The organism is Rathayibacter sp. AY1B8 (genome assembly GCF_002932775.1).
In the GTDB taxonomy this organism is placed as follows: Bacteria; Actinomycetota; Actinomycetes; order Actinomycetales; family Microbacteriaceae; genus Rathayibacter.
The window spans coordinates 104,250-124,295 of sequence record NZ_PSWJ01000003.1 but is presented as its reverse complement, the minus strand read 5'-3'; the positions used below and the strand labels follow the sequence as shown (position 1 = coordinate 124,295).

Here is a 20,046-nt window from a genome sequence, read left to right as displayed (position 1 = left end):
CAGTGTTAACAACTCTGTGGATAACTTCCTCCCCACCTGTTGAGAGCACCTGTGGACAGCGGTGGAGACGGTCGCCGCGGGAACGACGAAGCGGCGGGCCCGGGAGTGCGCGAGGCACTGCCGGACCCGCCGCTGCGGGAGGGGACGGGGTCAGCCGAGGACGTAGGCGCCCGCGGTGATCGCCACCAGTCCGACTCCGATGAGCCCGACGAGGAGGTTCTGCGTGCGCCGCTGGGCGCGCTGCCGCGTCTTCGTGAAGACCAGCCCGATGAGCGCGCCCGCCACCAGACCGCCGACGTGCGCCTGCCACGCCACGTTCATCCCGGGCAGGAAGCCGATGACGAGGTTCAGTCCGACCAGCACCAGCAGCTGCGACGCCTGACCGCCCAGGTGCCGGAGGATCACCAGGTACGCGCCCATCAGCCCGAAGATCGCACCGGAGGCGCCGATCACCGGGGTCAGCGGGTTCGCGAGGAGCAGGACGCCCACCGACCCGGCGAAACCGCTCAGGAGGAAGAGGGTGAGGTACCGCCCGCGGCCCAGCATCCGCTCGAGCACCATGCCGAACACCCACAGCGTGTACATGTTCAGCACCAGGTGGAACGGGATGACGATGAAGAGCGACGTGCTGTGGAGGAACACCGAAGTGAGCATCCGCCACGGCTCGAAACCGGCGCCGAAGCCGGGGAGCGTGTAGGCGGGGGCGTACAGAAGAGCGTTGACCGCCGGCCCGCCGACGAAGGGGAGGATCTCGACGATCCACAGCACGATGCAGAGCGCGATGATCGCGTAGGTCACCGTCGGCTGGTCGGCGCGGGTCATGGCCCGCACGCGGGAGAGAAGGGGACCGCGGGTGCGCGGCGCGGTGGCGCGCTGCTGCGCCATGTCGTCCGGGCAGATCACTCCGACCGGAGCGGGCGTTTGGCACTCGCCGCAGATGGTGCGGCCGCACCGCTGGCAGCGCACGAAGCTCTGCCGGTCGGGGTGTCGGTAGCAGGAGTAGGTGCTGCTCGGCGGGACCTGGGTCACGGACGTGCCTCCGGGGAGAACGAGGGCCGGGCCCTGACGGACCCGGCCCTCGAATGAGTGGTGGATGAGGCGATCAGACCTCGGTGATCTCGACGCTCTCGATCACGACGTCCTCGAGCGGCTTGTCACGGCCGTCGGTGGGGACCGCCGAGAGCGACTGCACGAGCTTCTTCGACTCCTCGTCGGCGACGGCGCCGAAGATGGTGTGCTTGCCCTGGAGCCAGGTCGTCGGCGCCACGGTGATGAAGAACTGCGAGCCGTTGGTGCCGCGGCCCGCCTGCTTGCCGGCGTTCGCCATCGCGAGGATGTAGGGCTGGGTGAAGTCGAGCTCCGAGTTGATCTCGTCGTCGAACTGGTAGCCCGGGCCGCCGATGCCCTGCCCGAGCGGGTCGCCGCCCTGGAGCATGAAGTCGGGGATGATGCGGTGGAAGACGGTGCCGTTGTAGAGCGGCTCCTTCGTCTTCGCACCCGTGGCGGGGTGGGTCCACTCGATGTCGCCGGTCGCGAGACCGACGAAGTTGCGGACCGTCTTGGGAGCGTGGTTCCCGTAGAGGTTGACGACGATGTCGCCCTTGTTGGTGTGGAACGTCGCGACTGCGGTGTGCAAAGGCATGCTCGGATTCTCGCACAGCGCGTCTGTAGGCCCCTGCAACGCCCGGTGTCAATGCGCTGGGTGCGCGATGCGGACGCCGATCGATGAGTGGCAGTATTGAGGCGTTCGCTGCTCGTAGCCGATGGAGGACCAACATGGGTCTGTCACGTAAGCACAAGAAGGACCTCAAGCGTCTTCGCAAGAACGCCGAGGCGGTCTGGGGCGAGCAGCAGGAGGTGCTGGCGCACGCGGCCTCCGTGCTCGAGAAGAGCCGCCGCCACGCGTCGAAGTACGCCAAGAAGGAGCTCGTCCCCTTCGTCAAGGACACGTACGACTCGCGCGTCAAGCCGGTCTACGACAACGGCGTCTCGGCCGTCGAGGGCACGTACTCCTCGGCACGCAACGCCTACAAGCACAAGGTCGTCCCGACCTTCGCCGCTGTGGGCGGCACGGCCGCCGCCGCCTTCGAGGCCGCCAAGGACTCGAAGAACCGCGCGAAGCTCGCCGAGATCTCGAAGGCGCGCTGGGAGGAGCTCACCACTCCGCCGAAGAAGAAGAGCAAGGTCGGCACGGTCTTCGCGATCGGCGCCGCGCTGATCGCCGTCGGCGGCATCGGCTACGCCGTCTGGCAGACGTTCCGCGCCGACGACGAGCTGTGGGTCGCCGAGGACGAGCCGCAGAGCGCCGCGCAGAACGCGGCCTCGACCGCTTCCTGACGTTCTCGTCGCTGGAGCCGGGCCCCTCAGGGGGTCCGGCTCCTTCGCATGCCCGGGTTAGGCTTCTGCGGTGGACATCCGGGTCGCCGCGTACGGCGTGATCATCGACGGCGAGCGGATGCTGCTCGCGCACTGGAGCCAGGGCCCCTGGTCGGCCTGGACGCTTCCGGGCGGCGGGATCGACGAGGGCGAGTCGCCCGCCGACGCCGCGGTCCGCGAGATCTTCGAGGAGACGGGCTACCGTGCCGAGCTCGAGGCCCTCATCGGCGTGGACTCGCACGTGATCCCCGCGCACCGCCGCAGCGATCCCGAGGCCGGCCCCCTGCACGCCATCCGCGTCGTCTACCGCGCCCGCATCGTGGGCGGCGAGCTCACGCACGAGGTGGACGGCTCCACGGACGCCGCCGCCTGGTTCCCCTTGAGCGACGTCGAGGAGCTGGAGCGCGTCGAGCTCGTCGACGCGGCCCTCACCATGAACGAGGCCTGGCTCCTCCGCTGACGGTGCCCGGGAATCCCCGGCCGCGCCCCGGTGTTCCCTTCGTCGTGATCGTCGAGCTCTACACCTCCGCCTTCTGCGGCGCCTGCCATGCCGCGCGCTCGGTGCTGGAGCGCGCCGCGGAGCTCGTCCCCGCCGCCGAGATCCGCGAGCGCGACGTGGCCTTCCACCCCGTCGAGGCCGAGGCCGCCGGCATCCGCTCGACCCCCACGGTCGTCGTGCGGGACACGGCCGGAGAGGTGGTCTTCCGAGCGGAGGGCGCTCCCTCCCTTCCGCAGGCTCTCGCCGCTCTGGCCCTCGCCCTGCCCGCGTAGGGTGGCCGCGGGAGGACCCATGCACCGTCGCGCCGCGCTCGCGAGCACCGTCGTTCTGCTCGGCGCCCTCGCGCTCTCGGGATGCGCCTCCGAGGAGCCGGTGACCACGGCCGCGGTCGGGCTCGGACGGGGCGGCGAGCGAGGCGAGGTCCTCGGCGTCGTCGTCGTGTGCTCGGGATCCGTCGACGGCCTCGACCTCGCCGCCTCCGACTCCGCCCCCCTGACCATCGGCGACGGGCTGCGGAGGGTCACCCGCTGGGTCTCCCCGTCACCGGTCACGCAACTGGGCGCGACCGACCTCTCCGGATCCACGGTCTGGCCGGCCGACACGGTGATCGAGCGGTTCCCGCTCGGCGTCGACCTCTCGCTGGGCGCCTACGCGACCGACCGCTCCGTGCTCGCCCGCCCGGTCGTCTTCACGGCCGAGCAGTTCGACACGCTCTCCGTCGGCGAGATCATCGTCGGCGACATCCGCGACGGCACGTCCGAGACCCTCTCGGTCCAGCAGTTCCTCGGCCTCGCCTGCGTGGACCGCTGAGCGGGCGACTCGGTCATCCGAGTGGCGACCTCGATCGCGGGGACCGCACGGTCGGCGACAGGAGGAGCCGCCGAAGACCTCGACACGGTGACCCCGCGACGGCGGAGGACCCGGAGTGCCGTGCGCCGGTGGACCAGAAGGGCCGGCGAAGGGGAAGCACCCGCGAGAGGGAGGAAGTGTGGAGCCTAGGAGATTCGAACTCCTGACATCCTGCTTGCAAAGCAGGCGCTCTACCAACTGAGCTAAGGCCCCGGGTCGGAGACGGGGCGATCCGTCTCCGAGAGTCGAACGGCCCGCCACCGCGAGGTGACGGGCCGTTCGGACCGGGTGGGGGTACCAGGACTTGAACCTGGGACCTCTTCATTATCAGTGAAGCGCTCTAACCGCCTGAGCTATACCCCCGGAATGGCCAGAGGATACTCTACCCGACATCGAGCAGGAATCCCAATCGGCCGGACCGTGCGCCCTACTGGTTGGTGAAGCCCACCAGGAGGCCGCCGGTGATCTTGACGCTGAGGTTGTACAGCAGCGCCACGATCGCGCCGAGCGCGGTGGTGACGATGGTGTTCAGCACCGCGACGACGATCGCGAAGCCCATGACCTGCGGCAGCGAGATGATCGTGTTGAGGTCGAACGCCTCGGCGCCGGCGATGTCCTGCACGAGGCCGTTGACCTCGTCGAACACTCCCGTCTGGGCCAGGACCGTGTAGACCAGGTAGACGACGACGATCGTGATGATCGCGAGCGTCAGACCCAGCAGGAACGAGAGCTTCACGGCCGACCAGAAGTCGACGTAGACCAGCTTCAGGCGGACCTGCTTCGCCGCCGGGCTCTTCGCGGACTTCCTGGCGAGCTTCTCGGCGACGGTGCTACTCATCTACGGACCCATCCTCCTCCGACACCGGGGCGGACTCGGCCGGCGCCGCGGCGTCGGGATCCTCGTCCTGGGCGTCGAGATTGCGTTCGGTGTTCTTGGCGAGTGCGATGATGCGGTCGTCCTCAGCGAATCGTGCGAAGACGACTCCCATGGTGTCGCGACCCTTGGCCGGTACCTCGGCCACCGCAGAGCGTACCACCTTGCCGCTGGCGAGCACGACGAGCACCTCGTCGTCCTCTCCGGTGATGATGGCGCCCACGAGGTCGCCGCGCTTCTCCTCCAGCTTGGCCACCTTGATGCCCAGCCCGCCGCGTCCCTGGAGGCGGTACTGGTCGACCGCGGTGCGCTTGGCGTAGCCGCCCTCGGTGACCACGAACACGAAGCCCTCGTCGCTGACGACGTTGGCGTCGAGGAGGCGGTCCTCCCCGCGGAACGACATGCCGCGGACTCCGGAGGTGGAGCGGCCCATCGGACGCAGCGCCTCGTCGGACGCGGTGAAGCGGATCGACATGCCCTTGCGGGAGACCAGCAGCACGTCGCTGTCCTCCTCGACCAGGAGCGCCGAGACGAGCTCGTCGCCGTCGCGCAGCTTGATCGCGATGATGCCGCCGGAGCGGTTCGTGTCGTACTCCGAGAGGGCCGTCTTCTTCACGAGGCCGTCGCGCGTGGCGAGCACGAGGTAGCGGGCCGCCTCGTAGTCGCGGATGTCGAGGATCTGCGCGATCTGCTCCCCCGGCTCGAGCGCGAGCAGGTTCGCGATGTGCTGGCCCTTGGCGTCGCGGCCGGCCTCCTGCAGCTCGTAGGTCTTGGCGCGGTACACGCGGCCGGTGTTCGTGAAGAACAGCAGCCAGTGGTGCGTGGTGGTGACGAAGAAGTGCTCGACGATGTCGTCGGCCTTCAGCTGCGCGCCGCGCACGCCGCGGCCGCCGCGGTGCTGGGCCCGGTAGGAGTCGCTCCGGGTGCGCTTGAGGTAACCGCCTCGGGTGACGGTGACGACCATCTCCTCCTCGGGGATCAGGTCCTCGACGCTCATGTCGCCGTCGAATCCGAAGAGGATCTCGGTGCGGCGGTCGTCGCCGAAGCGGTCGACGATCTCGTCGAGCTCGTCCGAGATGATCGTGCGCTGGCGCTCCGGGCTCGCGAGGATCGACTTGTAGTCCTCGATCTCGGCCTGGATCCGGTCGTGCTCGTCGATGATCTTCTGGCGCTCGAGGGCCGCGAGGCGGCGCAGCTGCATGTCGAGGATGGCGCGGGACTGCACCTCGTCGATGTCGAGCAGCTCCATCAGACCGTCGCGCGCCTCCTCCACGGTGGGGGAGCGGCGGATGAGGGCGATGACCTCGTCGAGCGCGTCGAGCGCCTTGAGGTAGCCGCGCAGGATGTGGATCCGCGCCTCGGCCTCGTCGAGGAGGTACTGGGTGCGGCGCACGATGACCTCGACCTGGTGGTCGACCCACGCGCGGATGAAGCCGTCGAGCGAGAGCGTGCGCGGGATGCCGTCGACGATCGCGAGCATGTTCGCGCCGAAGTTCTCCTGCAGCGGGGTGTGCTTGTAGAGGTTGTTCAGCACCACCTTCGCCACGGCGTCGCGCTTGAGGACGACGACGAGGCGCTGGCCGGTGCGACCGGAGGTCTCGTCGCGGATGTCGGCGATGCCCGAGACGCGCCCGTCCTTGACCAGCTCGGCGATCTTGATCGCCAGGTTGTCCGGGTTCACCTGGTACGGCAGCTCGGTGACGACGAGGCAGGTGCGGCCCTGGATCTCCTCGATGGAGACGACGGCGCGCATCGTGATGGAGCCGCGGCCGGTGCGGTACGCGTCCTGGATGCCGCGGACGCCGAGGATCTGCGCACCGGTGGGGAAGTCGGGTCCCTTGATCCGCTGCAGCAGCGCCTCGAGGAGCTCCTCGCGCGTCGCGTCGGGGTTCTCGAGCGCCCACTTGGCGCCGGCGGCGACCTCGCGCAGGTTGTGCGGCGGGATGTTGGTCGCCATGCCGACCGCGATGCCGACGGAGCCGTTGACGAGCAGGTTCGGGAACCGCGCCGGCAGGATCGCCGGCTCTCGGGTGCGGCCGTCGTAGTTGTCCTGGAAGTCGACGGTGTTCTTGTCGATGTCGCGGACCATCTCGAGCGCGAGCGGCGCCATCTTGGTCTCGGTGTACCGGGGGGCGGCCGCGCCGTCGTTGCCGGGGGAGCCGAAGTTGCCCTGCCCGAGCGCGAGCGGATAGCGGAGGCTCCACGGCTGCACCAGACGGACCAGCGCGTCGTAGATCGCGGAGTCGCCGTGCGGGTGGAACTGGCCCATCACGTCGCCGACGACGCGCGAGCACTTCGAGAACGCCTTGTCGGGACGGTAGCCGCCGTCGTACATGGCGTAGATCACGCGGCGGTGCACCGGCTTCAGGCCGTCGCGCACCTCCGGCAGGGCTCGCCCGACGATGACGCTCATCGCGTAGTCGAGGTAGGAGCGCTGCATCTCGAGCTGCAGGTCGACCGGCTCGATCTTGTCGTGACCGTGGATCACCACACCGGTCTCGGTGACGATGTCGTCGCTCTCGTCCGGGCCGGTGGGGGTGGTGGGTTCTTCTGCCATGGTCTCTGGTCTCTCAGGTGGGTCCGTGCCCCGGAGGAGCGGGGGCGGCGGTCGCGCTGGGTGTCAGGTGTGTCGTCGGTGGGCGGGCCGGTGAGGGCCTCTGTCGCGTTCTGGTCGAGGATGCGGCCCATCGAGGGCCGCCGTCACGTGTTCGAGGTGGTCGCGAGGGCGGTCCACTGGACCGCCCGGCCGCCGTCTTTCGAAGGACGTCCGCTTTCTCGACCACTAGATGTCGAGGAAGCGCACGTCCTTCGCATTCTTCTGGATGAAGGAGCGGCGGGACTCGACGTCCTCGCCCATGAGGGTGGAGAAGATCTCGTCGGCCGCGGCCGCGTCGTCGAGCGTGACCTGGAGGAGGGTCCGCGTGGCGGGGTCCATCGTGGTCTCCCACAGCTCCTTGTAGTCCATCTCGCCGAGGCCCTTGTAGCGCTGGATGCCGTTCTCCTTGGGCATGCGCTTGTTGGTCGCCGAGCCGTGCGCGATCAGGGCGTCGCGCTCGCGGTCGCTGTAGACGTACTCGTGGGGGGAGTTCGACCACTTGAGGCGGTACAGCGGCGGCTGCGCGAGGTAGACGTAGCCGAGGTCGATCAGCGGGCGCATGTAGCGGAAGAGGAGCGTCAGCAGCAGCGTCGTGATGTGCTGGCCGTCGACATCGGCGTCGGCCATCAGGATGATCTTGTGGTACCGCGCCTTGTCGGGGTTGAAGTCCTCGCCGATGCCGGCGCCGAACGCCGTGATCATCGCCTGGACCTCGTTGTTGCCGAGAGCGCGGTCGAGCCGCGCCTTCTCGACGTTGAGGATCTTGCCGCGGAGGGGGAGGATCGCCTGCGTCTCGGGATTGCGGCCCTGCACCGCGGATCCTCCCGCCGAATCGCCCTCGACGATGAAGATCTCGGAGATCGACGGGTCCTTGGACTGGCAGTCCTTGAGCTTGCCCGGCATGCCCCCGCCCTCGAGCAGGCCCTTGCGGCGGGCGGTCTCGCGCGCCTTGCGCGCCGCCATGCGGGCCGAGGCCGCCTGGATCGCCTTGCGGATGATGTCCTTCGCCTGGCTCGGGTTGCGGTCGAACCAGTCGGCCAGCTGCTCGCCGGCCACGCGCTGCACGAACGCCTTCGCCTCGGTGTTGCCGAGCTTCGTCTTGGTCTGGCCCTCGAACTGCGGCTCGCCGAGCTTGATCGACACGACGGCGGTGAGGCCCTCGCGGATGTCGTCGCCCGAGAGGTTCTCGTCCTTCTCCTTGAGCAGGTTGTTCGCGCGCGCGTAGCGGTTGACCAGAGTGGTCAACGCGGCGCGGAAGCCCTCCTCGTGGGTGCCGCCCTCGTGGGTGTTGATGGTGTTCGCGTAGGTGTGGACGCTCTCGGTGTAGGCCGTGGTCCACTGCATCGCGACCTCGAGCGAGATGCGGCGCTCGGTGTCCTCGGACTCGAAGTCGATGATCTCGGAGTGCACGAGGTCCGACTTCTTCAGCGAGTTGATGTACTCGACGTAGTCGACGAGGCCCTTCTCGTAGTGGAAGACGTCGGTCCGGTCGCCCTCGGTCTCGTTCTCGCCCTCCCCCTCGAACTCGACCTCGTTCTGGTCGGTCAGCGCGATGCGCAGGCCCTTGTTGAGGAACGCCATCTGCTGGAAGCGCGCGCGCAGGGTCTCGTAGTCGAACTCGACCGTCTCGAAGATGCCGGCGTTGGGCCAGAAGGTGATCGTCGTGCCGGTCTCGTCGCTGGCCTCGCCCTTCTCGAGCGGGGCGTCCGGCACTCCGTCGGTGAAGCTCATCCGGTACACGGCGCCCTGGCGCTTGACCTCGACGTCGAGGCGCGTCGAGAGCGCGTTGACCACGGAGGAGCCGACGCCGTGCAGGCCGCCGGAGACCGCGTAGCCGCCTCCGCCGAACTTGCCGCCGGCGTGGAGCACGGTGAGGACCAGCTCGACCGTGGAGATGCCCTCGGTCGGGTGCATGTCGACCGGGATGCCGCGGCCGTTGTCGGAGACGGTGACGCCTCCGTCGGCGCGCATCAGGATCTCGATGTTGTCGCAGTAGCCCGCGAGCGCCTCGTCGACGGCGTTGTCGACGATCTCGTAGACCAGGTGGTGCAGACCGCGCGGACCCGTGGATCCGATGTACATGCCGGGGCGCTTGCGGACCGCCTCGAGGCCCTCGAGGACCTGGATCTGGTTCGCGCCGTAGTCGCCGGACGACTTGGTCGACATGCTCTCGTGCGGAGCGGAGGGGGCTGCTGAGCCGTTCGCGTCCAGGTCGTTCGCTGCGGGTGACGTGGAGTCGTTCGGCTCGTGAGTCATAGCTGTGGAGTTCTCCTCTGACGGTCCGTCGCGACGCGCACGGTGATCTGGAGATCGCCCGCGCGGCGGCGTCACTGCGGTTCGGCGGCCCTCCATTCTACCGCGTGCCGGGTCGATCCGAAGCGCTGGACGGCGATCTGAGGCGCGAAAGATCAGCGGTCGACCGAAAATGCGTCCTCAGCCGTAGGTGTCGCGCGGACCACGCCCTGGAATCGACCTGGGACCCTTTTTCCAGTTCGGGACGTCCGGGCCCTGGAAACGGATCGACGCGATGCCCGCGTCGGGGAAGTTCACGGCGATGTGGTTCATGATCTCGATCCGCATCAGCCGGAGCTGCGTCGACCACGCCGTGGACTCGCACGCGACGGTCAGCACGCCGTCGACGACGCCCACCGGAGTCGAGTGCTTCGCGGTCTCCTCGCCGGCGATCGCCGTCCACGACGACATCAGGTCGCCCTGCGCCAGCGGCGCCGTCCAGCCGAGCTTCACGGTGAGGGAGTCGAGGACGTCGCCGAGGTCGTGCGGGTCGCGGCCCTTGCCGAACGGGATCGCGTCGCCCTTGGGCTCGGCGCGCTCGACGGTCTTCCGGATGCGGCGCGGGCCGTCGGCGCCGAACACCTCCTTGAGGTGGCGGTAGACGCGGGCGGCCTCGGAGTCGGGTGCGGGGGCTCCGCGGCGGGGGGAGTCAGCCATCGGCCGGCTCCGACGGGGCGGGGGCGGGCGGCTCCGGGGACGCGGGATCTGTGGACGCAGGCGCTGGGGACGCGGTCTCCGAGGAGGAGGCCGCGACGGAGGAGACGGCACCAGGAGAAGGGGAGTCGGACGAGACCGGATCGGGAGAAGAGGAGCGGGAGGACTCGGGACCGGGAGGAGGGGAGTCGGAGGACACCGGATCGGGCGAGGCGGAGTCGGGTGCGGTCGGCTCTGGCACGGCGATCGGCGCGGCGGCGGCGCCCGTGCCGACGATCCGGCCGGCCTCGATCCGCACGGTGTGCGCGGCCAGCGCCTCCGGGACGTCGTCGAAGACGGCCGCGGTGATCAGGACCTGCTCGTAGTCGGCGACCACCGAGGCGAGGCGCTCGCGCCGGCGCGCGTCCAGCTCGGCGAAGACGTCGTCGAGCATCAGCACCGGATCGCCCATGGGGGAGTCGCGCCGGAGCAGCTCCGCAGCGCCCAGCTTCAGCGCCAGGGCGAACGACCAGCTCTCACCGTGGCTGGCGTAGCCCTTGGCCGGCAGCGCGTTCAGCTCGAACTGCACGTCGTCGCGGTGCGGGCCGACGAGGGAGACGCCCCGGTCGAGCTCGCGGCGGCGCACCCCGGCCAGCGCGGACGCGAACGCCTCCGCCAGTCCCTCGCCCGCCGCCGGTGACGCGGCGCCCGGCTGCTCCAAGGGCTCGCCGTCGTCGTCGACCGCGCCCTCGATGCTCAGGCGGGAGCGGAGCACCGGACGCTGGTCGGCACCGGCGACCGCCTCGTACGCGGCGCGCACCGGTCCGCTCAGCTCCTCCACCAGGGTGAGGCGCGACTGCATGATCTCGGTCCCGAGCGCGATCAGGCGCTCGTCCCAGATGTCGAGGGTCCCGAGCTTCGAGGGGTCCCGGACGCCGCTCGCCCGTGCGGACTTGAGCAGCGAGTTGCGCTGGCGCAGCACCCGCTCGTAGTCGGCCTGGACGGCGCTCATCCGCGGGGAGCGGAGGATCACCAGCTGGTCGAGGAAGCGGCGGCGGGCCGACGGGTCGCCGCGGATGAGGAGGAGGTCCTCCGGCGCGAAGAGGACGCTGGAGAAGAAGCGGGGGAGCTCGCGCGGCTTGATCCCGCCGCGGTTGATCTGCGCGCGGTTGGGGGAGGAGCGGTTGATCTGCACCTCGGCCAGCAGGTCGCGCTCGCCGTTGCGGAGGCGGGCGCGCACCACGGCGCTGTCCCGGCCGGCGCGGATGAGCGCCTGGTCGCTCGACACGCGGTGCGAGCCCAGGGTGGAGAGGTAGCCGAGAGATTCGACGAGGTTCGTCTTGCCCTGGCCGTTGCGGCCGACGAAGAGGTTCGGTCCGGGCACGAGCTCGACATCGACCGACTCGTAGTTCCGGAAGTCGCTGAGCGCCAGCTGCGTCACCTGCACGTCGCGCTCCTCTCCTCCACCCGTCGTCGCGGGCCTTCACTGCACCCCTGCGGGCTCCTGGCCCGTCTCGCTCGGCCGATCCACCCGCTCCGGCGCCTGCGGCCCGCTGTCCCACGGTCGGCCAGGCCTTCGCCCCCGGTCTCGACACACCCCTGCGGGCTACTCGACCAGCACGGCGGCGGAACCGTCCGGGACGCGGATCCCGATACGCCCGTCCGGGGCCACTACTCGCTCACCATGATCGGCCGAGCCCCGTCCCCGCCCGTGAAGGCGGCCGAAGGCTCGCCGCCCGACGTCGGTAGCGAGGTGGAGGCGGCCGGAGGCCCGCCGCCCCCGTGAGAGCATCCCTGCCTCACGGGGGCGGCGGGCCGCAGTCCGCCGTCCATCACCGGCCCTGCGGAACGCGCCCCCTTCCGGAAGCCGACCGCCGTGAGGACTGCCGGAGGCAGTCCTCACCAGCCGACTCAGTCGACGGCTTTGACGGAGTGCCCGCCGAACTGGTTGCGGAGCGCTGCGACGGCCTTCATCGCGGGGGAGTCCTCCTGGCGGGAGACGAAGCGGGCGAAGATCGAGGCGCTGATCGTGGGCACCGGGACGGCGTTGTTGATGGCCTCCTCGATGGTCCAGCGGCCCTCGCCCGAGTCCTGCACGTAGCCCTCGATGTTCTTGAAGTCCGGGTCCTGCTCGAGGGCGCGGACGAGGAGCTCGAGCAGCCAGGAGCGCACGACCGTGCCGCGCTGCCAGGCCTTGAAGGTGCCGGTGACGTCCTTGATGATGTCGCTGCGGGTCTCGAGCAGCTCGTAGCCCTCGGCGAACGCCTGCATCAGGGCGTACTCGATGCCGTTGTGGACCATCTTCGCGTAGTGGCCGGCGCCGACCTCGCCGACGTGGACGAAGCCCTCCTCGCGGGGGCCCTCGGGGCGCAGCGCGTCGAAGACGGGCATGGCGTACTCGACGAGCTCCTTCGGGCCGCCGACCATCAGGCCGTAGCCGTTCTGGAGTCCCCAGACGCCGCCGGAGACGCCCGCGTCGATGTAGTGGATGCCCTTGGGCTTCAGCAGCGCGTCGTGCTTGAAGTCCTCGGTGAAGCGGGAGTTGCCGCCGTCGATGACGAGGTCGCCCTCGCTGAGCTTCTCCGACAGGTCCTTGACGACCGCGTCGGTGATCTCGCCGGCCGGCACCATCACCCAGACGATGCGGGGCGAGGGGAGTGCGGCGATCATCTCGTCGAGAGAGGCCGCGTCCGAGACGTCGGGATTGCGGTCGTAGCCGGTGACCTCGAGCCCCTTGGAGCGGAGGCGGGAGCGCATGTTGTCGCCCATCTTGCCGAGGCCGACGAGTCCGATGTGCATGGTGAACCTTCCTGGATTCGTTGTCCGGCGGGCGGGCGCTCGTCGGGAGCGGGGCGGTCGCGGCTCTGCGATCCGGGGAGTGGTCAGCGCAGCAGCAGGTTGGGCTGGAGCAGGTAGCGGTAGCTGTCGCTGCCGGGCTGCTCCCGCGAGGTCTGCGCGGTGATCAGGACGGGGCCGGGCTTGTTGGGGTTCTCGGTCTTCGTGAACGCGATGCGCACGAACTCCGAGTGGACGGCGGCGAGGCCGTCGAGCAGGAACTGCGGCTTGAGCGAGACGACCACGTCGTCGCCGGTCACGATCGCGTCGATGCTCTCGGACGCCTGCGCCTGCTCGGAGCCGATGGCCTCGAGGGTGAGGCCGTCGCTGCTGAAGCTGAAGCGGAGGGCCGCCTCGCGCTCGAGCACGAGCGAGACGCGGCGGGTGGCCTCGATGAGGTCGCTGGTCGACATGACCGCGTAGTTCTCGACGGAGGCGGGGAAGAGGCGCTTCACGGGCGGGAAGTTGCCCTTGATCAGCAGCGACGTGACGGTCTTGCGGTCCGCTGTGAAGGCGATCAGCTCGCGCTCGTCGCGGTTGGTGATCGCGACGGAGACGGTGCCGGAGTGGCCGAAGGTCTTGCCGACCTCCTGCAGCGTGCGCGCGGGCACGAGGGCGGTGAGCGGCTGGGTGGGCGCGGGGTTGTCCCCGTTGTCCCAGTCGATCTCGCGGACGGCGACGCGGTAGCGGTCCGTCGCGACGAGGCCGATCGTGTTCTCGGTGATCTCGAGCTGCACGCCGGTGATGACGGGGGTCACGTCGTCGCGGGAGGCGGCGACCGCCACCTGCGAGACGGCGGCCGCGAAGGCGTCGGCCGGGACGAGGCCGGTGGAGGCGTCGATCTCGGGGATGCTCGGGTACTCCTCCACGGGCATCTGCAGGAGCGTGAAGTGCGCCGAGCCGGCCGAGACCGAGACGCGCGACTCCTCCGTGGCGATGCGTACGGGAGCGTTGGGGAGGCGGTTCGCGATGTCGGCGAGCAGACGGCCCGAGACGAGCACGGTCCCCGTCTCCTCCACATCGGCCGCGATCTGCGTCTGCGCGGACACCTCGTAGTCGAAGGAGGACAGCGTCAGACCCTCGGCGGTCGCCTCGATGAGGACTCCGGAGAGGATCGGCAGGGTCGTGCGCTGCGGAAGCAGCTTGACCGCGAAGGACACCGCCTCGCTGAAGACATCGCGGTTGGCTTGGAACCTCACGAGTACACCCCTGACGAGTCGCGGACGAAGACCGTCGCCCATCGTACCCGCCGGGCTCGGCGAGCTCGGAAGGGGGTGGACCGCCGAGCACTCCCGAGCCGCTGTGGAGAGGTTGCCGGTCGAGGCTTCATTGAAGAGAGAACTGCGTTAACAGTGTTAACACGTGTGGAAACTGTGGAAAACACTTCGGACCCCTTCTCCTGGGTGGGATCGGAGGGACCCGCCCCTGTGGAGGGAGTGTGAGCGGGGCCGTGGACGCCCTGTGGAGGGATCCGAGCCGACCGGTCGCCCTCCACAGGCGGGCTCTCCCGGCGCACAGTCCCGAGGCGGTTGTCCACAGTTATCCACAGGTTCCTCACACTGTGGAAATCGGCCCTCCGGGGCGCGCGAGGCGGCGTGTCCGAGGCGCGCGCGGCAGGTCCGAGGAGTCCGTCGACGACTTCTCCGGTCACGACGGAGACCGTCGAGGGCAGCTGCCGCCGTCCGAGCGGCCCGGAAGACAGTGCGCGCTCCCTCTCCCCCGCGTTGCCCTCCGGGCCAACGCACGGCGGATCGACACCGTCCGATCGCACGCCGGCCGCTCAGCCGCTCACCCGGACCCCTTGAGCACGTGCATTCATGCTGGTCGAGTAGCCGCAGCGCGGCGTATCGAGACCCCCGCCGGCTCCTTCGCCCGATCTCGACGCGCGGCGACACCGACGTCCTGCTGCTCGCGCCGCGACCCCCGTCGCCTCCGCCTCCCCTCACGCGAGGAAGGAGAGCGACTACCCGACCACCGCGCACGGACGCCGATGGACCCCGGGGCACGCCACCCGGGACAGGCGGTCCCGGGGACCGCACGACTGCCGGCTAGCGGTTCGTCTTGATGCGGGTGGTCAGCTCGGTGACCTGGTTGTAGATGCTGCGGCGCTCCTTCATGAGCTCCGAGATCTTCTTGTTCGCGTACATGACCGTGGTGTGGTCGCGGTTGCCGAACAGCTGGCCGATCTTGGGCAGCGAGAGGTTCGTCAGCTCGCGGCACAGGTACATGGCGATCTGGCGCGCGGTGGCGACGGCCTGCGAGCGCGACGAGCCGTAGAGGTCGTCGACCGTGAGCTTGAAGTAGTCCGCGGTGTGGTTGATGATGTCGACCGGCGAGATGACGTTGTCCTCGTCGAGCGTGATCAGGTCCTTCAGCACGGTCTGCACGAGCGACATGTCGACCGGCGTCCGGTTCAGGCTCGCGAACGCGGTGACGCGGATGAGCGTCCCCTCGAGCTCGCGGATGTTGCTCGACACCTTCGACGCCATGAACTCGAGGATGTCGTCGGGCACGAGCAGCTTCTCGCTGACCGCCTTCTTGCGGAGGATCGCGATGCGGGTCTCGAGGTCGGGAGCCTGCACATCGGTGATGAGGCCCCACTCGAAGCGCGAGCGCATCCGGTCCTCGAAGCCCGTCAGTGCCTTCGGCGGCAGATCGGACGTGATCACGACCTGCTTGTTGTGGTCGTGCAGCTGGTTGAAGGTGTGGAAGAACGCCTCCTGCGTCTCCGCCTTCCCCTGCAGGAACTGGATGTCGTCGATCAGGAGGATGTCGACGTTGCGGTAACGGCCGTGGAAGGCGTTGCCCCGGTTGTTCGCGATCGAGTTGATGAAGTCGTTCGTGAACTCCTCGCTCGAGACGTACCGCACGCGGATCCCCGGGTAGAGGCTCATCGCGTAGTGGCCGATGGCGTGGAGGAGGTGCGTCTTGCCGAGCCCGGAGTCGCCGTAGACGAAGAGCGGGTTGTAGGCCTTGGCGGGAGCCTCGGCGACCGCGACGGCCGCGGCGTGCGCGAACCGGTTGGAGCCTCCGATGACGAAGTTGTCGAAGCTGTACTTCGGGTTCAGCCGGGTGTCGGTCGCCGGCACGGTCCGCAGCTCCTCGACCCCGCGGGTCGGCGCGACCGTCGCCGAGGAGGCGGTGATCGGCTCGAACGGGTTCATCGACTCCTGCGACGACGGGGAGCTGAGGGGCTCGTGCTCGATGTCGGGGTTCACCACGAAGGCGAACGTCGTGACGCCGAAGGAGTCGTCGAGCGTCCCGATCGCGCTGAGCAGGGGCACGCGCACGCGCTGCTCGAGCATCCCGCGGGTGAACTCGTTCGGGACCTCCAGGTAGAAGGTGCCCGCCATGATGCCCTTGGGCTCCACGAGCGAGACGAACCCGTAGAGGGGAGCGGTGATCCGCTCGTCCTGGGACAGTGCGCCGAGGATCACGTTCCACGCGTCGACCATCGACGTGTCGTCTGCCATCTGTCTCCGGTCCTGGGTGCTGTCGCTGTGAAGTCGCTGCGGGATCGCCGTCTCCGCCGGACCCGTCGCCGCCCGCTGCAGGGGCGTCGCGGACCGGGCGCGGAGCCGGGTCTCGAGTGCCGCTCTCTCCACAGGGTTGTCCACCGGCCTCGAGCGATGCCTGTGCGGGCGCGGGAGGACGCGGATCCCACCTGTGGATAACTGCGGCTCAACACCGTAACGAACGGAGCCGACGGGAGACAAATCCACCACAGCGACACCCGCGTGTCAATGCGCGGAACCCCGTGTCCCGTGTGCATGATCGAGATTTTGCGCCGTCCACATTTGACCGGTGGCGGAACAGGCCGTAGTTTAAATCAGTTGACGCCTGCCCGGTGTCGTCCGTGCGGCCCTCGCAGGCCGAGCGGATTCCGCAGCCGGGCACCCCTTCTTCCCGGAGGATCCGAGTCTCCGCCCGAGCGGGTGGTGCCGGTTCGCGCCGCGGAACACGTACGTGGAGATCTGATTATGAGCAAGCGAACCTTCCAGCCGAACAACCGTCGTCGCGCCAAGGTGCACGGCTTCCGTCTGCGCATGCGCACCCGTGCCGGCCGCGGCATCCTCAGCGCGCGCCGCGCCAAGGGGCGCACCGAGCTCTCCGCCTAGCAGCGAGCGGTACCGACCAGCGGTGCTGGCCAGAGCCAATCGCATCGTCCACGGAGGCGAGTACCGGACAGTCGTCCGTCGCGGTGTGCGGTCCACAGGACCGCACACCGTCACGTATGTCCGCCGGTCCTCCGCGGGCGATCCGGCGCGGTTCGGGTTCATCGTCGCCAAGACGGTCGGCACCGCGGTGACGCGCAACACCGTCCGCCGCCGGCTCAAGGCCGTGGCGTTCGAGCTCGTCCCCGAGATCGACCCCGGCACCCAGGTCGTCGTCCGCGCGCTGCCCGGCAGCGCCGACGCCCCCTGGTCGGAGCTGCGCTCCGAGGTGTGGTCCGCGATGGCGCGAGCCGCGCGGAAGAGCGGGGCGCCCTCGTGACCGCAGTGCTCCCCCGCCGCGAGGCGACGCTCGCCCGGCTCGGGTGGGCGATCCTCCTGCTGCCGCGGAACATCGGCGTCCTGCTCCTGATCGTCTACCGGGCGGTCGTGTCCCCTCTCTACGGGGACGTCTGCCGTTACTACCCCTCGTGCTCCGCGTACGCGCTCCAGGCGGTCCAGCTCCACGGGCTCGTCCTCGGCTCCGTCCTCGCGGCCCGCCGTCTGCTCCGCTGCCACCCGTGGGCGGCCGGCGGCATCGACGACGTCCCGACCTCGATCCCCCTGCACCGACCGGCTTCCGGCCGGACCCGCTTCGCCGTGACGCGAGCCGGGTTCGTCGTGGGCCCTCGAAAGGACTGACCCCACTCCATGGACCTCCTCGGCACGATCCTCTGGCCCCTCAAGTGGGTGGTCGAGCTGCTCCTCGTCGCCTTCCACCAGCTGCTGACCTTCACCGGCATGGAGGCGGCCGCGGGAATCACCTGGGTCCTCTCGATCGTCGGCCTGGTCATCGTCATCCGCGCCGCGCTCATCCCGATCTTCGTCAAGCAGATCAAGAGCCAGCGCCGGATGCTCGAGGTCGCGCCCCAGCTCAAGAAGATCCAGGACAAGTACAAGGGCAAGCGCGACCAGCTGTCCCGCGAGGCGATGTCCCGCGAGACCATGGAGCTCTACAAGAAGACGGGCACCAACCCGCTCGCCTCCTGCCTGCCCCTGCTGATCCAGATGCCGATCTTCTTCAGCCTGTTCTCGGTGCTGAACGCGGCGCAGCACAGCCAGAAGGGCGTGGGCCCGCTCGACGAGACGCTCGCCCGCCAGTTCGGCGAGGCGAACCTCTTCGGCGTCGCACCGCTGCACCAGTCGATCCAGGGCGCACTCGCCGAGGGCGGCCAGGAGCCGGTCATCATCATCGCGGTGATCATGGTCGTCCTGATGACGGCGTCGCAGTTCATCACGCAGCTGCAGATCGTGTCGAAGAACATGTCGCCCGAGGCGAAGGCCTCGCCGACGTTCAAGCAGCAGCGGATCCTGCTCTACATCCTCCCCCTCGTCTTCGCCTTCTCGGGCTTCGCGTTCCCCCTCGGCGTCATGTTCTACTGGCTGACCTCGAACATCTGGACGATGATCCAGCAGTTCATCGTCATCCGGAACATGCCGACCCCGGGCAGCGAGGCCGCCAAGGCCCGCGAGGAGCGCCTGCGCCGCAAGGGCAAGCTGGTCGAGGAGACCACGGCCGCCGGCGACGTCACCCTCGTCGAGAAGAAGGCCGTGCAGCGCACGCAGCCCGTGAGCAAGAACCGCTCCAAGAAGCAAGCCGGAAAGAAGTAGAGCCGCCATGACCGATCCGATGCAGACCATCACCGAGGACGCGTTCGCACCCGTGGACGTGGACGCGTCCGCCGTCGACGAGGCGCCCGAGTCCACGCTCTCTCAGCTCGAGGACGAGGGCGACGTCGCCGCCGACTACATCGAGGAGTTCCTCGACATCTGCGACCTCGACGGCGACATCGACATCGAGGTCCGCAACGGCCGCGCCTACCTCTCGGTCACCGCCTCCGGCGACACGAACCTCCGGGTGCTCTCCCGCCCCGACGCCGTCCAGGCACTGCAGGAGCTGACGCGCCTGGCGGTCCAGACGAAGACCGGCGCGTTCTCCCGCCTCATCCTCGACATCGGCGGCTCCCGCGACGCCCGCGAGGCTGAGCTCGCCCAGCTGGTCGACCGCGCGATCGAGCGGATCGAGGACGGCGCCACGTCGGCCTCGCTCCCGCCCATGTCGTCGTACGAGCGCAAGCTGGTCCACGACATGGTGGGCGAGCGCGGCTTCGTGTCGGAGTCGCGCGGCGAGGCGCGCGAGCGCCACACCGTCATCACCCGCGGCTGAACGGCGTGGAGTCGACCCTCGAGGCCGAGCCCGCAGCCGCTGCGGCGATCGCCGGCGACCGCCTGCCCCTCCTGCGGCGGTTCACGGAGGCTCTCGCCGACCAGGGTGAGGAGCGCGGCCTGATCGGGCCCTTGGAGCTCCCCCGGCTCTGGACGCGGCACGTGCTCAACAGCGCCCTGGTGGCCCCTCTCCTGCGTCCGGGACTGGTGGGTGATGTCGGCAGTGGCGCGGGCCTTCCCGGGCTCGTCCTGGCCATCGTGCGGCCCGACGTCCGCTTCGTGCTCATCGAGCCGATGGAGCGTCGCGTCGTCTGGCTTCAGGAGCAGGTGGACGGACTCGGACTCGAGAATGTCTCAGTTCTTCGAGCCCGTGCTGAAGAGGCGGAGCTCGCGGAGCCTCTCGACCAGGTGACCGCTCGGGCGGTCAGCGCCCTCTCGAAGCTGATCCCGCTGACCGCGCCGCTGCTGCGGCCCGGAGGCGAGCTGGTCCTGCTGAAGGGCATCAACGCCGAGAAGGAGATCGAGGCGGCGGCCAAGCAGATCCGTCGTTTCCGGCTCTCCCCGCCCGAGGTCGTCGTGCTCGGCGACGGCGTGCTCTCCGAGGTGACGAGGGTCGTCCGGGCTACAGTGGGTTGATCGCCACGACGCCGCAGTGAGCCCCCGACTCCTCGTCCGTCGACTCCTCGGTGCTGATGTCCGTCCCACTCGCTGAGCG

The 20,046-nt window shown here is 69.4% G+C and carries 19 protein-coding genes, 2 tRNA genes and 1 pseudogene; 10 read left to right on the top strand and 12 right to left on the bottom strand.

Annotated features, from left to right (window positions below):
* Positions 1–150: 150 nt before the first annotated feature.
* A complete protein-coding gene (locus C5C63_RS03835; protein WP_104222668.1) occupies positions 151–1,029 on the bottom strand; it encodes a rhomboid family intramembrane serine protease in 879 nt (292 codons plus the stop codon).
* Between the two features lie 73 nt (positions 1,030–1,102).
* The gene (locus C5C63_RS03830; protein WP_104222669.1) at positions 1,103–1,642 is read right to left on the bottom strand and encodes a peptidylprolyl isomerase; all 540 of its coding nucleotides are present in this window, start codon (positions 1,640–1,642) and stop codon (positions 1,103–1,105) included.
* 134 nt (positions 1,643–1,776) lie between these two features.
* Between C5C63_RS03830 and C5C63_RS03825 the strand changes: the two genes are divergently transcribed.
* The 4 genes from C5C63_RS03825 to C5C63_RS03810 all read left to right on the top strand — a co-directional run bounded on the left by C5C63_RS03825 (position 1,777) and on the right by C5C63_RS03810 (position 3,685).
* On the top strand, positions 1,777–2,337 hold the full coding sequence (locus C5C63_RS03825; RefSeq protein ID WP_104325504.1) for a hypothetical protein: 561 nt from the start codon (positions 1,777–1,779) through the stop codon (positions 2,335–2,337).
* A gap of 70 nt (positions 2,338–2,407) precedes the next feature.
* Positions 2,408–2,836, top strand: coding sequence for an NUDIX hydrolase (locus C5C63_RS03820; RefSeq protein ID WP_104222671.1), 429 nt, complete (start codon positions 2,408–2,410; stop codon positions 2,834–2,836).
* A 2-nt stretch (positions 2,837–2,838) separates the two neighbouring features.
* Positions 2,839–3,147: a thioredoxin family protein gene (locus C5C63_RS03815; protein ID WP_258059325.1), complete on the top strand. Its 309-nt coding sequence runs from the start codon at positions 2,839–2,841 to the stop codon at positions 3,145–3,147.
* Between the two features lie 19 nt (positions 3,148–3,166).
* Positions 3,167–3,685 carry a hypothetical protein gene (locus tag C5C63_RS03810; RefSeq protein WP_104257944.1) on the top strand — a complete coding sequence of 173 codons (519 nt, stop codon included), beginning with the start codon at positions 3,167–3,169 and terminating at the stop codon, positions 3,683–3,685.
* 179 nt (positions 3,686–3,864) lie between these two features.
* Here C5C63_RS03810 and C5C63_RS03805 read toward each other — a convergent pair.
* The 10 genes and pseudogenes from C5C63_RS03805 to dnaA all read right to left on the bottom strand — a co-directional run bounded on the left by C5C63_RS03805 (position 3,865) and on the right by dnaA (position 16,307).
* A tRNA-Ala gene (locus tag C5C63_RS03805) sits at positions 3,865–3,937 on the bottom strand.
* Between the two features lie 76 nt (positions 3,938–4,013).
* A tRNA-Ile gene (locus C5C63_RS03800) sits at positions 4,014–4,087 on the bottom strand.
* 64 nt (positions 4,088–4,151) lie between these two features.
* On the bottom strand, positions 4,152–4,562 hold the full coding sequence (locus tag C5C63_RS03795; protein WP_104222673.1) for a DUF3566 domain-containing protein: 411 nt from the start codon (positions 4,560–4,562) through the stop codon (positions 4,152–4,154).
* Positions 4,555–7,155 (bottom strand): DNA gyrase subunit A, encoded by a 2,601-nt coding sequence (gene gyrA, locus C5C63_RS03790; RefSeq protein ID WP_104222674.1) that lies wholly within the window; start codon positions 7,153–7,155, stop codon positions 4,555–4,557. The genes C5C63_RS03795 and gyrA overlap by 8 nt, the downstream gene beginning before the upstream one ends.
* 225 nt (positions 7,156–7,380) lie before the next feature.
* A complete protein-coding gene (gene gyrB / locus C5C63_RS03785; protein ID WP_208543372.1) occupies positions 7,381–9,360 on the bottom strand; it encodes a DNA topoisomerase (ATP-hydrolyzing) subunit B in 1,980 nt (659 codons plus the stop codon).
* 267 nt (positions 9,361–9,627) lie between these two features.
* Entirely contained in the window at positions 9,628–10,143 is a 516-nt protein-coding gene (locus C5C63_RS03780) for a DUF721 domain-containing protein (RefSeq protein WP_104237766.1), read from the bottom strand.
* A 262-nt stretch (positions 10,144–10,405) separates the two neighbouring features.
* Positions 10,406–11,566 (bottom strand): annotated as a pseudogene (gene recF / locus C5C63_RS03775) (DNA replication/repair protein RecF); the annotation flags it as partial.
* Positions 11,567–12,030: 464 nt separating this feature from the next.
* On the bottom strand, positions 12,031–12,918 hold the full coding sequence (gene gnd / locus C5C63_RS03770) for a phosphogluconate dehydrogenase (NAD(+)-dependent, decarboxylating) (protein ID WP_104222677.1): 888 nt from the start codon (positions 12,916–12,918) through the stop codon (positions 12,031–12,033).
* 83 nt (positions 12,919–13,001) lie between these two features.
* Positions 13,002–14,153, bottom strand: a complete 1,152-nt coding sequence (gene dnaN / locus C5C63_RS03765; RefSeq protein ID WP_104232992.1) for a DNA polymerase III subunit beta — start codon at positions 14,151–14,153, stop codon at positions 13,002–13,004.
* Between the two features lie 849 nt (positions 14,154–15,002).
* Positions 15,003–16,307, bottom strand: coding sequence for a chromosomal replication initiator protein DnaA (gene dnaA, locus C5C63_RS03760; RefSeq protein WP_374952921.1), 1,305 nt, complete (start codon positions 16,305–16,307; stop codon positions 15,003–15,005).
* 627 nt (positions 16,308–16,934) lie between these two features.
* Here dnaA and rpmH point away from each other — a divergent pair.
* Genes rpmH through rsmG form a run of 6 tightly spaced genes read left to right on the top strand, consistent with a single transcriptional unit; the run spans position 16,935 to position 19,967 of the window.
* Positions 16,935–17,072, top strand: a complete 138-nt coding sequence (gene rpmH, locus C5C63_RS03755) for a 50S ribosomal protein L34 (protein WP_055784512.1) — start codon at positions 16,935–16,937, stop codon at positions 17,070–17,072.
* 22 nt (positions 17,073–17,094) lie between these two features.
* Positions 17,095–17,448 (top strand): ribonuclease P protein component, encoded by a 354-nt coding sequence (gene rnpA / locus C5C63_RS03750; protein ID WP_104325503.1) that lies wholly within the window; start codon positions 17,095–17,097, stop codon positions 17,446–17,448.
* A 5-nt stretch (positions 17,449–17,453) separates the two neighbouring features.
* Positions 17,454–17,807 carry a membrane protein insertion efficiency factor YidD gene (gene yidD, locus C5C63_RS03745; RefSeq protein WP_258065381.1) on the top strand — a complete coding sequence of 118 codons (354 nt, stop codon included), beginning with the start codon at positions 17,454–17,456 and terminating at the stop codon, positions 17,805–17,807.
* Positions 17,808–17,816: 9 nt separating this feature from the next.
* The gene (yidC, locus tag C5C63_RS03740; protein ID WP_104222681.1) at positions 17,817–18,776 is read left to right on the top strand and encodes a membrane protein insertase YidC; all 960 of its coding nucleotides are present in this window, start codon (positions 17,817–17,819) and stop codon (positions 18,774–18,776) included.
* 7 nt (positions 18,777–18,783) lie between these two features.
* Positions 18,784–19,332 carry a R3H domain-containing nucleic acid-binding protein gene (locus C5C63_RS03735; protein WP_104325502.1) on the top strand — a complete coding sequence of 183 codons (549 nt, stop codon included), beginning with the start codon at positions 18,784–18,786 and terminating at the stop codon, positions 19,330–19,332.
* Between the two features lie 5 nt (positions 19,333–19,337).
* Positions 19,338–19,967, top strand: coding sequence for a 16S rRNA (guanine(527)-N(7))-methyltransferase RsmG (rsmG, locus tag C5C63_RS03730; RefSeq protein ID WP_104268815.1), 630 nt, complete (start codon positions 19,338–19,340; stop codon positions 19,965–19,967).
* The last annotated feature ends 79 nt before the right edge of the window (positions 19,968–20,046 follow it).